The organism is Corallococcus sp. 4LFB (assembly GCF_046520365.1).
Lineage (GTDB): Bacteria > Myxococcota > Myxococcia > Myxococcales > Myxococcaceae > Corallococcus > Corallococcus caeni.
Genome location: NZ_JBKGHJ010000239.1, coordinates 1 through 12812 on the forward strand (window position 1 = coordinate 1; position 12812 = coordinate 12812).

Annotated in this window: 11 protein-coding genes, 1 tRNA gene and 1 pseudogene; 5 read left to right on the top strand and 8 right to left on the bottom strand. The window is 70.8% G+C overall.

Features of this window, described 5'->3' with window-relative positions; genetic code table 11:
• The coding region (locus tag ACLEQD_RS23830; RefSeq protein WP_410387006.1) for a diphosphomevalonate/mevalonate 3,5-bisphosphate decarboxylase family protein at positions 1 to 611 on the top strand (611 nt) is incomplete at its 5' end.
• A gap of 92 nt (positions 612 to 703) precedes the next feature.
• A complete protein-coding gene (locus tag ACLEQD_RS23835) occupies positions 704 to 1783 on the top strand; it encodes a mevalonate kinase (RefSeq protein WP_410387008.1) in 1080 nt (359 codons plus the stop codon).
• 29 nt (positions 1784 to 1812) lie between these two features.
• Here the strand turns inward: ACLEQD_RS23835 and omp85 are convergent, their stop codons facing one another.
• Positions 1813 to 2988 carry an Omp85 family outer membrane protein gene (omp85, locus tag ACLEQD_RS23840; RefSeq protein WP_410387010.1) on the bottom strand — a complete coding sequence of 392 codons (1176 nt, stop codon included), beginning with the start codon at positions 2986 to 2988 and terminating at the stop codon, positions 1813 to 1815.
• A gap of 243 nt (positions 2989 to 3231) precedes the next feature.
• On the opposite strand from omp85, the gene ACLEQD_RS23845 reads away from it, so the two are divergent.
• Both ACLEQD_RS23845 and ACLEQD_RS23850 read left to right on the top strand, forming a co-directional pair.
• Complete coding sequence (locus ACLEQD_RS23845; protein WP_410387012.1) at positions 3232 to 4734, top strand: alkaline phosphatase family protein; 1503 nt, start codon at positions 3232 to 3234, stop codon at positions 4732 to 4734.
• A 20-nt stretch (positions 4735 to 4754) separates the two neighbouring features.
• Entirely contained in the window at positions 4755 to 5837 is a 1083-nt protein-coding gene (locus ACLEQD_RS23850; RefSeq protein ID WP_410387014.1) for a lysylphosphatidylglycerol synthase transmembrane domain-containing protein, read from the top strand.
• A gap of 73 nt (positions 5838 to 5910) precedes the next feature.
• On the opposite strand, the gene ACLEQD_RS23855 is transcribed toward ACLEQD_RS23850, so the two are convergent.
• From ACLEQD_RS23855 to ACLEQD_RS23885, 7 genes and pseudogenes are all read right to left on the bottom strand, one after another.
• Positions 5911 to 5994: transfer RNA gene (locus ACLEQD_RS23855), tRNA-Leu, on the bottom strand.
• An 84-nt stretch (positions 5995 to 6078) separates the two neighbouring features.
• Positions 6079 to 6456 (bottom strand): 2Fe-2S iron-sulfur cluster-binding protein, encoded by a 378-nt coding sequence (locus tag ACLEQD_RS23860; RefSeq protein WP_171412945.1) that lies wholly within the window; start codon positions 6454 to 6456, stop codon positions 6079 to 6081.
• Between the two features lie 3 nt (positions 6457 to 6459).
• Positions 6460 to 8303 (bottom strand): annotated as a pseudogene (gene hscA, locus ACLEQD_RS23865) (Fe-S protein assembly chaperone HscA).
• On the bottom strand, positions 8300 to 8848 hold the full coding sequence (gene hscB / locus ACLEQD_RS23870; protein WP_120524287.1) for a Fe-S protein assembly co-chaperone HscB: 549 nt from the start codon (positions 8846 to 8848) through the stop codon (positions 8300 to 8302). The pseudogene hscA and the gene hscB overlap by 4 nt, the downstream one beginning before the upstream one ends.
• Positions 8849 to 8964: 116 nt before the next feature.
• A complete protein-coding gene (locus ACLEQD_RS23875; RefSeq protein ID WP_410387016.1) occupies positions 8965 to 9348 on the bottom strand; it encodes a HesB/IscA family protein in 384 nt (127 codons plus the stop codon).
• A 45-nt stretch (positions 9349 to 9393) separates the two neighbouring features.
• On the bottom strand, positions 9394 to 9786 hold the full coding sequence (gene iscU / locus ACLEQD_RS23880) for a Fe-S cluster assembly scaffold IscU (protein WP_120524272.1): 393 nt from the start codon (positions 9784 to 9786) through the stop codon (positions 9394 to 9396).
• A gap of 118 nt (positions 9787 to 9904) precedes the next feature.
• Positions 9905 to 11266, bottom strand: coding sequence for an IscS subfamily cysteine desulfurase (locus ACLEQD_RS23885; protein WP_253894967.1), 1362 nt, complete (start codon positions 11264 to 11266; stop codon positions 9905 to 9907).
• 524 nt (positions 11267 to 11790) lie between these two features.
• Here ACLEQD_RS23885 and ACLEQD_RS23890 point away from each other — a divergent pair.
• The coding region (locus ACLEQD_RS23890) for an SPFH domain-containing protein (protein WP_410387019.1) at positions 11791 to 12812 on the top strand (1022 nt) is incomplete at its 3' end.

Here is a 12812-nt window from a genome sequence, read left to right on the forward strand (position 1 = left end):
GGCGTCCAGCATCCTGGCGCGGCGGGGGCAGCGGCTCCGCGTGCCGCAGCGTGCAGGGCGGCTTCTGCGAGTGGCAGCGCGGTGAGCGCGCGGACGGCGAGGACAGCTACGCCCTCCAGCGCTTCGACGCGGGGCACTGGGCGGACCTGCGCATGGTGGTGGCCATCCTCGACCGCGGCGAGAAGGAGGTGAAGTCGCGGGACGGGATGAAGAGCACGGTGGAGACCAGCCCCTACTACCCGGCGTGGGTGAAGGACGCGGAGGAGGAGGTGCCCCGCGCCCGCGAGCTCATCGCGAGGAAGGACCTGGAGGCGCTGGGCGAGCTGTGCGAGCGCAACGCGTGGCGGATGCACTGCACCTCCCTCGCGGCGGATCCGCCGCTCTGCTACCTGAACTCCTCGACGCTGGGGCTCATCCAGCACCTGCGCGAGCAGCGCAAGAAGGGCGTGCCGGTGTGGTTCACGCTCGACGCGGGCCCGAACCCGGTGCTGCTGACGGACGCGGCCCACGAGGTCGCGGCGGAGGCCCTGGCCCGCGCCTGCGGCGCCGTGGACGTGGTGCGCTGCGTGCCCGGCGGAGACGCGACGCTGCTCTCCGAGCACCTGTTCTGACGGCGTTTCGCTCGCTGCTCCTGGTGGAGTGATTCCAACGCATGTGCCGGGCCGGAGCACGGCCCGCCGCGCATGCACGAGGTGACACACGGATGGACCGAGCGCTCTCCGCCCCGGGCAAGCTGTTCATCTCCGGCGAGTACGCCGTGCTGTGGGGCGGCGTGTCGCGCCTGGCCGCGGTGGCGCCGCGCACGGCCGCCTACGTGCGCAGGCGTCAGGACTCGCGCGTGCACATCTGCCTGGAGGAGGGGACCCTCCAGGGACTCACCACCGGCCCGGGCGTGAAGTGGGACCGCGACGTGCCCGCCGGCTTCTCCTTCGTCGCCCGCACGCTGGATGAGGCCCTGCGCGCGCACGGCCGCGCGAGCGTGGGCTTCGATGTCGCGGTGGCGCCGGGCGCGCTGGGTCCGGGCGGCCACAAGCTGGGCATCGGCGGCAGCGCCTCCGCGACGGTGCTCGCCGCGGAGGCCGCGCGCTACGTGCTGGAAGAGAAGTTCGACGTGCTGAAGCTCGCGCTCACCGCGCACACGCTGGGGCAGGGCGGCAAGGGCAGCGGCGGCGACGTGGCCACGAGCTTCGCGGGCGGTGCCGTGCGCTACCGGCGCTACGACATCACCGCGCTCGCGAGCGCCGCCAACACCGGCCGCTTCAACGCCGCGCTCGCTGAGTCTCCTCCCGTGGACCTCTGGCGCATGCCCGTGCCGCGCGTGTCCATGCTCTACGCCTTCACCGGCGAGAGCGCGTCCACGAAGCTCCTCATCGACCAGGTGGAGGCCCGGCTCGCGGAAGCCGGCCGCAAGACCTTCGTGGAGCGCTCGGACGCGCTGGGCCATGCGATTGAAGACGGCCTGGGCGGCGGCGACTTCCGCGCGTTCTCCGAGGCCGTGAAGGCCCAGCACGCGCTGCTCCTGGAGCTGGGCCCGCTGGAGACCGAGGGCATGCGCCGCGTGCTGGCCATCGCCGCGTCCTACCACTGCGCGGGCAAGCTCTCCGGCGCGGGCGGCGGCGACGGCTGCATCCTCTTCGCCCCGGACGCGGAGGCGCGCGAGGCGCTGCGCCAGGGCCTGGAGTCGCGCGGCTTCCTCACGCTGACGCTGGACGTGGAGCCCGGCGTGCGCGGCGAAGCACAGGCGGATGCGCGGCTTCGCGGCTGGGTGGACGCGCTCACCTGAAAACAGCGCGGCGCGCGCCCGGCCCGCCGTTAGAACATGTGACCGAACGTGATGTAGAAGCGCTGACGGCCCGTCTCGGTGGAGCGCGCGTAGTCCATGCGCACCACGGCCGCGCGGCGCGAGAAGCGCAGGCCGCCGCCGATGCCCGGGTGCCACTCATGCCACTTGCCGTCCGCCACGCCCGGATGCCACACGCGGCCCAGGTCCAGGAACACCACCGCGCCCAGCGCCAGCGGCTGCCCGAAGAAGGTCATCCGCGCGGCCTGGAAGCGCAGCTCGGAGTTGCTGAAGGCCTTCACGTTGCCGGCGAAGCGGTTGCGCTCGATGCCGCGCACGCTGCTCATGCCGCCAATGCCCTCGGACACGTTGACGCCGCCCGTCGTCATCCACTCGAAGAACGGCACCTCGCCGAACAGCATGTCCAGCGTGAGCCGCTGCGCGAAGACGAGCCGCGGCGTGATGCGCAGGTAGCGGCGCTCGCTCAGCGTCACGCCCGCGTACTGGTAGCGGCTGAAGGTGGCCAGGCCCGACACGCGCAGCGCCACCTCCTCCACGCCACCGGACGTCGGGTCGGACTCGTCGTCGCGCGTGTCCCAGAGCGCGCCCGCGAGGAGCTGCCCGCTGGGCCCGCCCTCGATGCCGATGGGCCGCTCCTGCGCCAGGATGGACGTCTCGTAGGGTGACACGCGGGTGTAGCGCCAGCCGTAGCCCACGTACGACTGGAACGGGTGCTTCTCACCGAAGGGCCGCCCGCGCAGCCGCACCCAGAGGCCCGGCGAGCCCTTGTCGTAGTTGTACTTCTGGTCGTCCACGTCACCCCGGAAGTCCGGGGCGGACAGGTTGCCCGCGCCGAAGAAGGGGCTGCTCTTCTCCTGGCGGTACTCCAGCCGTCCCTCCAGCCGCAGGGGCCCCAGCAACTGCGGCCCGTCGTAGCGGAGGTAATGATTCATGGCGCCGCGCGCGGTGAAGAACACCTGCGCGGCCAGGGCATGCGCATAGGGCGTCTTGCCCTCGCCGTAGAGGTACATGCCGCCCACGGCGCCATAGCCGAAGCCCTGGTCCGAGCTGAACGACAGCAGCGGCAGGGCGATGCCGTCCATCGTCGGCGTGTGCTTCACCGGCGAGAGGCCGGGCGCGGTGCGGCCCGTCGCCATGGCGCTCAGCGACAGCAGCATGAAGAACAGGAAGAGGACTGGAGCCAGCATCGAAACCCCGTGAAGCCCCGAGGGGGCGCATCGATTCCAGCCCGGGACAGGAACCCATTCCGCCCGCCTGCTCTCCAAGAGAGCAGCGCGGCCTCGGAAGCTCCTGTCCCCCTGAATGCCCATTTTGCCTCGGGGGATGGGGGAGCCGTCAACGTGCGCGAAAGTCTCAGCGGGCTTGTCAGCGAGAATTCACGAAATTGGGCGAATACCCTCGTCCGGAGGATTGGTTCGAAAGTTCCGCCCGTGGCGGCGCGTCGGCCCCGGAACGCTCTGCTCGTCCACCTGGACGGGGTGCCCAAGGCGCTGCTCGACGAGGCCATTGTCACCGGGCGGATGCCCTTTGCCGCACAGCTCGTCCGCTCTGGCGCGTATCACCTGGAGAACGCGTTCTGGGGCGCGCCCACGTCCACGCCCTTCTTCCAGGCGGGGCTGCTCTACGGGCTGCAGCACCCCAACCTGCCGGGCTACAGCTGGTACGACCGCGCGCTCGGCCGCAAGGTGCAGATGAACACGCCGGGCGACGCGATGGCCATCGACGCGCGCCTGCGCGGCCACGGCCGCACGAGCCTCTTGGATCACGGCGGGCACACCTACTTCTCGCTCTTCCACGCGGGCGCCATGAACCGCATGTGCATGAGCACGCTGTCCAGCTTCAAGCTCATGGCGCGCTCGTTCGCGTACGAGATGCAGGGCCTGGGGTCCGCGCGCACGAAGGGCGCATGGGACTTCCTGCGCTCCTTCGGCATGGAGTCCTGGCAGGCCGTGCGCGAGGTGCGCCAGTGGGCGCGCGCCGTCAACGACTGGCGCCACGAGCAGGGCTTCCTCGTGAGCCGCATCCTCCTCCAGCGGTTGGGCTGGAGCTTCGCGCACACCAAGTCCCTGGTGGACATGGTGCGCGGCGTGCCGCTCATCTACCTGGTCTACGGCAACTACGATGAGGTGGCGCACCGCCGGGGCCCGCGCTCGGAGCTGGCGATGCAGGAGCTCTACCGGGTCGACGCGTCGCTGGCGGAGCTGTTCGCCGTGGCCCGCGCCGCGCCGGAGCCCTACGACGTCATCCTCCTGTCCGACCACGGCCACGTGGACAGCCTGCCCCTGGAGCAGCGCCAGGGCCGGCGCCTGGAGGCCGTCCTCTTCCAGGGGGAAGTACCGCCGCTGCGCGACGACGTGCGCCGGGGCCTGCTGGAGGGCCGCGCGCCCCCGGCCCCGGACACCGCCGCGCGCGAGCCCTTCCTCCCCGTGGTGGTGGAGGCCGGCAACTTCGCCCACGTGTACCTGAGCGGACGGCCCGCGCCGCTGGAGGCGCGCGAGCTGCTGGCGCGGCACCCGGAGGTGCTGGCGCGGGCGACGAACAACCCGGACATCGGCATGGTGGCGCTGCGCCGGGGCGCGGAGGCGGTGGTGGTGATGGGCGGGGGCGTCTACGGCGCGGCGGACCTGGACCGCGCGCCGCTCACCACCGAGTACAGCCGGCGCGCCGTGGCGGACTTCCTCCACGGGCTGCCGCGCATGGACACCGCGGGGGACCTGGTCCTCTTCGGCGAGGCCGTCCAGAAGGGCGGCACGGTGGGCTTCGCGTGGGAGTTCGGCTCGCACGGCGGCCTCACGCGCGTGGAGTCCGACAGCCTGGTGATGTGGCCCGCCAACGGCCCGGTGGACCTGTCCGGCCTCAGCCACTGCGCGCGGCTGCACGAGCGGCTGGCGGAGGCCTACCTGGACACCGGCTCACCGCGGATTGTGCATTGACCATGACGAAGGGGAGGACCATGCGGCTTCCCAACGCCGGTGGACGCACGTGGCTCAAGGTGCTGGGCGGGGTGGTGGGACTGGTCCTGTCCGTGCTCCTGCTCTCCACCGCGTTCTTCAAGTGGAACCTGCACGGGCCGGGGGCCCTGCTGATTCCGCGCTTCCCTCTGGGAAAGTTCGTCCGGGACCTGCCGGGGCACCTGGTGTGGCTGGTGCCGTTCATGCTGCTGCAGGCGTCGCTCGTGCCGCTGAGGGCGGTGCAGTGGCAGGCCACGCTGCGCAAGCCCATCCCGTTCCGCGACCGCTTCCACCTGGTGGGCATTGGCGTCTTCGTGCACAACGCGCTGCCGGGGAAGCTGGGGGAGGTGACGCGCTCCTTCCTCCTGTCGCGCACGCACAAGCTGCCCTTCATCCGGAGCCTGGGCTCCGTGGGCGTGTGCAAGCTGATGGAGTTCGCCTGTCTGATGCTGCTGGTGGCCCTGTCCTTCCTGGGCCCCTTCGGTGAGACCATGGCCCACTTCCGCACGGAGATGGAGGTGGCGGTGTCGCTGTGCATCGGCCTGGTGGCCCTGGTGGTGCTGCTGGCCCACTGGGCGGCGCCGCTGGGCCGCTGGCTGCACCAGCGCCACACCATGCCCCGCGTGGACAGCTTCCTCAGCCACGTGGGCGAGGGCCTGGGCACCGCGCGCTCCTTCACGGGCATGGCGAGGGTGTTCTTCTTCTCCATCTTCCCGGTGTTCGCCTCCGCGCTGGCGTACGGCCTGGCGCTGCGCGGCGTGCGCATCCCCGGGGGCCTCTTCGCGGGCGCCGTCGTGCTGGGCGCCATCTCCCTGGGGCAGGCGCTGCCCGGCGTCCCGGCGGGCATGGGCATCTACTACTTCGTGACGAGCTGGGCGGCGCGCTCGCTGGGCTCCAGCCCGGAGGACGCGGCGGCCTTCGCCACGCTCACCCACCTGGGCACCGTCATCAGCCAGGTGGCCGTGGGCGCGTGGTCCGTGCACCGCTCCAAGCTGCGGATCCGCGACCTGCGCAAGGGCGGCCGGCTGGCCAACGCCGCCGCGCACCACGTGGCGCATGAGGCGGTGGAGCCCGCGCCGCCCTGAAGCCCGCGAGGAGGGCAGGGCCTGAAAACAAAAAGGGCCCCGACTTGTGGTCGGGGCCCTTCTTTTTACTTCATGCCCAGGAGAGGACTCGAACCTCCATGCCCTTGCAGGCGCTAGACCCTGAATCTAGTGTGTCTACCAATTCCACCACCTGGGCAGGTGGCTCGCGGTGCCTTGCGGCGCCGCGATGGGCGAGACGTATAAAGAACCTCCCCGGCCCGGTCAAGCACCCTTTTTCAGCCTACTTCTTCAGGGGCCAGCGGCCCTCGGACTCGAGCTGCCGGCGGATGGCCGGGTTCTCGTCCATGAAGGCGACCAGGGACTCCTCGGTGATCTCCACCGTGACGTCCTCGGCGCCCACCTCCGTCTGGCAGGACAGGCGGGAGTACGGCCGGACGTCGAAGCCCATGTCCAGGCGGTCCATCTCGTCGTCCCGCTGCTCGCTCAGCGAGTCCAGGCCCTTGCGGACCCAGACGTGGCAGGTGGAGCACCCGCACACGCCGCCGCAGCTGTGGCCCACCTGGGCCTCGCCCTTCTCCGCGGCGTCCAGCAGGGTGGTGCCCGGGGGCACGTCCACGGCGACCTCGGCCAGGGGGCTCTTGAAGGTGACCTTGGGCACGGCTCAGTACTCCTCCACGGAATGGCCGGACACCACCTGGGTGATGGCGCGGTTCATGACCCGTTCGATGAAGCCCCGGGACGCCTCGTCCAGCGCGTGCAGGGCCTCCTTCACGGCCAGGTAGTCCTTGCCCTGCGCGGCCTCGCGCACGCGGGCCATGGCGGCCTGGATGGCCTCCGGCTCGCCGGCCTCCAGCAGGGCCGCGTTCTCGCGCAGCTGGCGGTCGGCCTCGGAGAGGACGCGCTCGGCCTCCACCTGCTGCTCGCGCAGCTGGCGGGCCTGGATGTCGTCCTCCGCGAAGTCGATGGAGTCGAGGAGCATCTTTTCAATCTCCTCCTCCGTCAGGCCGTGGCTGGGCTTCACGGTGATGGCCTGCGCGGCACCGGTGGTCTGCTCCTTCGCGGTGACGGACAGGATGCCGTCCGCGTCCACCTGGAAGCGGACCTCCACGCGGGCCATGCCGGCCGTCATGGAGGGGATGCCGGAGAGCGTGAAGCGCGCGAGGCTGCGGTTGTCCTGCACCAGCTCCCGCTCGCCCTGCACCACGTGCACGTCCAGGCCCGTCTGGCCGTCCTTGAACGTGGTGAACACCTGCGCCGCCGCCGTGGGGATGGTGGAGTTGCGGGGGATGAGCTTCTCCGTGATGCCGCCCATCGTCTCCAGGCCCAGCGACAGGGGGATGACGTCCAGCAGCAGCACCTCGTCCTCGCGGCCGGTGTCGGTGAGCAGGCTGGCCTGCACCGCGGCGCCCAGCGCCACGACCTGATCCGGATCGATGTCGCCCAGGGGCTCGCGGCCGAACAGCTCCGCCACGAAGCGGCGCACCGCGGGCACGCGCGTGGAGCCGCCCACCAGGATGACGCCGTCCAGCTCGCCCGCCGCCACGCCCGCGTCCTTCAGGGCCCGCCGGCACACCGCGCCCGTCTTCGCCACCAGCGGCTGGATCCACGCCTCGAAGTCCGCGCGGGACACCGGCTGGGAATGGCCCTCCACGCTGAGCGTCACCTCCGCAGCGTCGGTGAGCGCCTCCTTCGCCTTGCGAGCGGCGGCCATCAGCTCCGCCACCTGCGCGGGGGAGGGGGCCTGCACGCCCTGCTTCTGGAGCACGTGCTGCGCGATGGCGCGGTCGAAGTCGTCACCGCCCAGGGCCGAATCGCCGCCGGTGGACTTCACCTCGAAGACGCCGTCCTCCAGCTTGAGGATGGAGATGTCGAATGTGCCGCCGCCCAGGTCATAGACGGCGAACATGCCCTGGCTGCCCTTGTCCAGGCCGTACGCCAGCGCGGCGGCGGTGGGCTCGTTGAGCAGCCGCAGCACCTCCAGGCCCGCGAGCTTCCCCGCGTCGCGGGTGGCCTGGCGCTGGGCGTCGTCGAAGTACGCGGGCACGGTGATGACGGCCTGCTCCACCTTGCCGGAGAAGTGCGCCTCCGCGCGCGCTTGAGCGCGCGCAGGATTTCACCGGAGACTTCAATGGGCGTCACGGGCTGGCCACCCGCCACGTCGAAGCGCACCACGTTGGCGCCGGGCGCGAAGGCGTAGTGGCCCAGCTTGCGCGTCTCCGGGTCGTCGGGGCTGCGGCCCATGAAGCGCTTCACCGACACGATGGTGTCCGTGGGGGCCTCGGCCGCGAGCCTGCGCGCGCGGGCGCCCACCACCACGCCGCCGTCCTTGCCGTAGTGCACGACGGAGGGCAGCAGCAGTGAGTCGCCCTCGTCCACGGGGACACAGCGGGGCTTGCCCTGCGTCACGGACGCCACCAGCGAGTGCGTGGTGCCCAGGTCGATGCCCACCACGTGGCCCTTCGGCTTGAGCGGGTCGTGGATCTGCAGATAGCCGTTGTTGCTCACGCGAGCACCTCCTCCTCGAACGCGTCCACCTGCTCGAGGAAGCGCGTGAAGTAGCGCACCCGCCCCAGCGCGTGCGATGCCTTTCTCACCCCGTCCGGCGAATCCCCCGCGCCCTCCAGCGCGCCGAGCGCCGCGACGGCCTCCTGGAGCGCCGCCGCCTTGCGGCCCGCCACGTCCTTCGCCATGGCCTGGGCCTTCGGCAGGTCCTTCGCCGCCATGGCGTCGTCCAGGGCCTCGCGCAGCTCCATGACCTCCTCCAGGAACGCCAGGGGCATGTCCTTCTGGGCGCCCGCGTCCTCGCGGTCCAGGTCCACGCCGTGGAGCTTGAGCAGGTAGAAGGCGCGGCGCACCGGGTCCTTCAGCGTCTTGAAGGCCTCGTTGAGGGCGGTGGTGCCCTCCACGGCGGCCAGGCGCTCCTTCGGGTTACCGGGGGCGACGCGGTCCGGGTGCAGCTGGAGCGACAGCTCCCGGTACTGCTTCTCCAGGGCCGGCACGTCCACGGCGTGGGAGCGGGGCAGCCCGAACACGTCGAAGTGGGTCCTCACGGTGGGGGAGTCCTCGGGGGAATCAGGGGTGAAAACGAAAAAGGGGCCCGGCGCCGGGCCGGACCCCTGGTGCCCGCTCCCTGACCGACAGGGCGGGCGGGAAGGCCGCGCAGGCTTTAGACGGAGAAGCTCTCTCCGCAGCCGCAGGCGGCCTTGACGTTGGGGTTGTTCAGCTTGAAGCCGGACGCCATCAGCGTCTGCTCGAACACCAGCTCCGTGCCGATGAGGTACAGGTAGCTCTTGGGGTCCACGAAGACGCGCACGCCGTCGCGCTCGAACACCTTGTCTCGCTCGCGGGACTTCTCCGACCACTCCATGGAGTACTGGAGGCCGGAGCACCCGCCGCCCTTCACGGCGATGCGCAGCCCGGCGTCCGGCGTCTGCCGCTCCGCCAGGAGCTGCTTGAGGCGCGCCACCGCGCTGTCCGCCAGGCCAATGCCCTTGGGGGCCGGCTTGGGGGGCGTCTGAGGGGCCTGGGGCGTCTGGGCCTGCTCGTTCATGGGTCGTCCTCGGTTCCTGGAAGAAGTGCCGCCAGCTGCTTGACGCTACGCCTGCCGCGACGCGCGCTTCTTCTTGAAGTCTTCGATGGCCGCCTTGATGGCGTCCTCGGCCAGCACGGAGCAGTGGATCTTCACCGGGGGCAGCGCCAGCTCCCGGGCCACGTCCTTGTTGGAGATGGTCATGGCCTGATCCACCGTCTTGCCCTTCACCCACTCGGTGACGAGCGAGCTGGACGCGATGGCGGAGCCGCAGCCGAAGGTCTTGAACCGCGCGTCCTCGATGACGCCCGCGTCGCTGATCTTCAGCTGGAGCCGCATCACGTCACCGCAAGCGGGCGCGCCCACCAGGCCGGTGCCGACGTTCGGGTCGTTCTTGTCGAGCGTCCCCACGTTGCGGGGGTTCTCGTAGTGCTCGATGACCTTCTCGCTGTAAGCCATGCGTCTCACGCTCCTTCTGCACAACGCTTGAACGGATGCGCACCGGGGACAACCGATGCGCGGCCGGGCGGGCGGGGGCTCCCGTGCCCGGTGGGAAGTCTTGAGGGGAGGGGAGCGCCTAGTGGGCGGTCCACTCGATGCTCTTGAGGTCGATGCCTTCCTTGGCCATCTCGTACAGGGGGCTCATGTCTCGCAACTTGCGGACTTTGTCCACCACGAGGCGGATGACGAAGTCGACCTCCTCCTCCGTGTTGAAGCGGCCCAGGCCGAAGCGGATGGAGCTGTGCGCCATGTCCTCCTCGACCCCCAGGGCGCGCAGCACGTAGGAGGGCTCCAGCGAGGCGGAGGTGCATGCGGAGCCGGAGGACACCGCGACGTCCTTGATGGACATCATCAGGGCCTCGCCCTCCACGTAGGAGAAGGAGATGTTGAGGCTGCCCGGCATGCGGTGCTCCAGGCTGCCGTTCACCGTCACCATGTCCAGCTGCTCCATGATGCCGGTGCGCAGCCGCTCGCGCAGGCGGAACAGGCGCGCGGCCTCCTCCGGCAGGTCCTTCTTCGCCACCTCCGCCGCCGCGCCGAAGCCGACGATGGACGCCACGTTCAGGGTGCCGCTGCGCATGCCGCGCTCGTGGCCGCCGCCGTCCACCATGGGCGCGATGCGCACGCGCGGCTTGCGGCGCACGTAGAGGGCGCCCACGCCCTTGGGGCCGTACATCTTGTGCGCGCTGATGGAGGCCAGGTCCACCTGCATGGCCTCCACGTCGAAGGGCACCTTGCCCACGCCCTGCACCGCGTCGCAGTGGAAGAGGACGCCCTTCTCACGGCACAGCCTGCCAATCTCCGCCACCGGCTGGACCACGCCGATCTCGTTGTTGGCGAACATGATGGAGACGAGCACCGTCCTGGGCGTCATCGCCGCGGCCAGCTTCTCCAGGCTCACGCGGCCGTCCTTCTCCACGTCCAGGTAGGTGACGCGCGCGCCGCCCGTGGGCAGCTCCGCCCACTTCTTGTACGTCTCGTCCGCGTCGATGTTGAACTTCGCGGACAGCTCCGGAAGCTCCTCGGCGGAGACGTCGCGCTCGGCCAGCTGGCCCAGGCGCAGGAGCTTGAGCTCGTCCAGCCGCTCCTGGCGCACGCGCTCCAGGCGCTTGCAGGTGTCCAGCACGGCCTTGTGCTCGGTCTTCAGGGTGATGATGTGGTCGCCCTTGGACTTGTAGAACTCGATGACGCCCTTGATGGCCAGGTTGTCGGACTCCGTCGCGCCGGAGGTGAAGACGATCTCCTTCTCCGACGCGCCGATGAGGTCCGCCACCTGCCGGCGCGCCTTCTCCACCGCGGCCTCGGCCTTCCAGCCGAACGCGTGGTTGCGGCTGGCCGCGTTGCCGAAGTCCTCGCGGAGGTAGGGCAACATGGCTTCCAGCACCCGAGGGTCCATCGGGGTGGTCGCGTGGTTGTCCATGTAGATGGGCAGGCTCAGCATGAAGTCCTCTGAAAGAAGTGACGCGGGAGGGTGGAACGTCCCTCCGCTCCCCGGCGACGCGGTGGGTCCGCGCGCAGCGGCAGGGTCTACATGGGCCCACACGAATGTGGACCGGACTGGTCAATTATAAAATCGACCCCCCTCGGGTCAAGGGAACATAAGGCGAGAGGCCCCTATGTTCGACGCACCGGGTCGCGGGTGGGCCGGCCCGGTTCAACCCTCCTCCGGAGTGGAGCACTCCGGCCGCGCCGGGGTGGAGCGGGGTGGTCCAAAACGGCGCTTCGCGCGCCCATAAGTGCCCGTTTCGTGGCCCCGGGGGACGTGGCCGGGCGCCTGCACTGGAGCGGACGCGGAGGGTGCCAACACATGAGCGCCAACGCGAAGTCGCAGGCCCGGAACCACGCCCAGGACACGCAGCAGGACATGGGGCGGCCGTCGCTGATCCGCCTGGAGGGGGCCTGGAGCGCTCCCGCTACTCGGGCGGGTGGCGGGCGGGCAAGCCCGCGGAGGACCCGGACAAGGTGAAGAAGTGGGGGCTCATCACCGCGCGGCCCAGCGAGTTCCTCATCCACATGCGCCGCGGGCGCGTGCGCGAGGTGAGCGGCCAGGGCGCCAGCTGCTTCAAGCTGCCGGGGGACTCGGTGGCCATCGTGCCCACCAGCATCCAGCGGCTCCAGTTCACCGCGGATCAGGTGACGAGCGAGAAGGTGGGCGTCGCGGTGACGGGGCTGGCGGTGTACCGCATCGCGGATCCGCTGATTGCCTTCCGGATGCTCAACTTCAGCTACCCGGAGCGCGCGCAGGAGAAGCTGGCGGAGCTGCTCGGGGAGATGTTCGTGGGCGCGGCCCGGCGCCTGGTGGCGAACCTCTCCGTGGAGGAGTGCCTCACCCGGCGCAAGGAGGGCATCGCGGAGGAGCTGATGCGGGAGATCGCCCCCGTGCTCTCCGGGCGGGGCCGGCTGGAGGACCGCACCGACGCCGGCTGGGGCGTGCTGCTGGACACGATTGAAATCCAGGACGTGCGCGTCCTGTCCTCGGCCGTCTTCGAGCACATGCAGGCCCGCTTCCGCCGCGAACAGGAGCGGCAGGCGCGCGAGGCGGAGCTGGCCAAGGAGCGCTTCGTGCGGCGCGAGGAGACGGAGGCCGAGCGCGTGCTCAACCTCCAGAAGCTCGCCGCCCGCGAGGAGGTCCGCCAGCGCACCCAGGCCACGGACGAGCAGGCGCGGCTGGAGCAGCTCGCGGTGGAGGCCCGGCTCGCGCAGGCGAAGATGGAGCAGGTGCGCCAGCAACAGGCGGAGCGCACGTCCGTGGAGCGCGAGGTGGCGCTCGCGAAGCTGAGCGCGCAGGAGGAGGTCCGCACGCGGACCCAGGTACTGAAGGAGCAGGCCCGCCTGGAGGCGCTGGCCACGGACGCGCGGCTGGAGGAGGCGCGGCTCACGAGCGAGCGGCAGCTCGCGTACAACCGCGCCCAGGGTGAGCTGGAGCAGCTGCGCTGGGAGCAGGAGGCGGAGGCCGCCAAGGCGCAGGTGGAGCTGGAGCGGCT

Bases quoted from the DNA above. Each gene is read 5' to 3' on its own strand.
- ACLEQD_RS23835 (WP_410387008.1), top strand. From the start codon at position 704: ATGGACCGAGCGCTCTCCGCCCCGGGCAAGCTGTTCATCTCCGGCGAG.
- omp85 (WP_410387010.1), bottom strand. From the start codon at position 2,988: ATGCTGGCTCCAGTCCTCTTCCTGTTCTTCATGCTGCTGTCGCTGAGC.
- ACLEQD_RS23850 (WP_410387014.1), top strand. From the start codon at position 4,755: ATGCGGCTTCCCAACGCCGGTGGACGCACGTGGCTCAAGGTGCTGGGC.
- ACLEQD_RS23875 (WP_410387016.1), bottom strand. From the start codon at position 9,348: ATGAACGAGCAGGCCCAGACGCCCCAGGCCCCTCAGACGCCCCCCAAG.
- iscU (WP_120524272.1), bottom strand. From the start codon at position 9,786: ATGGCTTACAGCGAGAAGGTCATCGAGCACTACGAGAACCCCCGCAAC.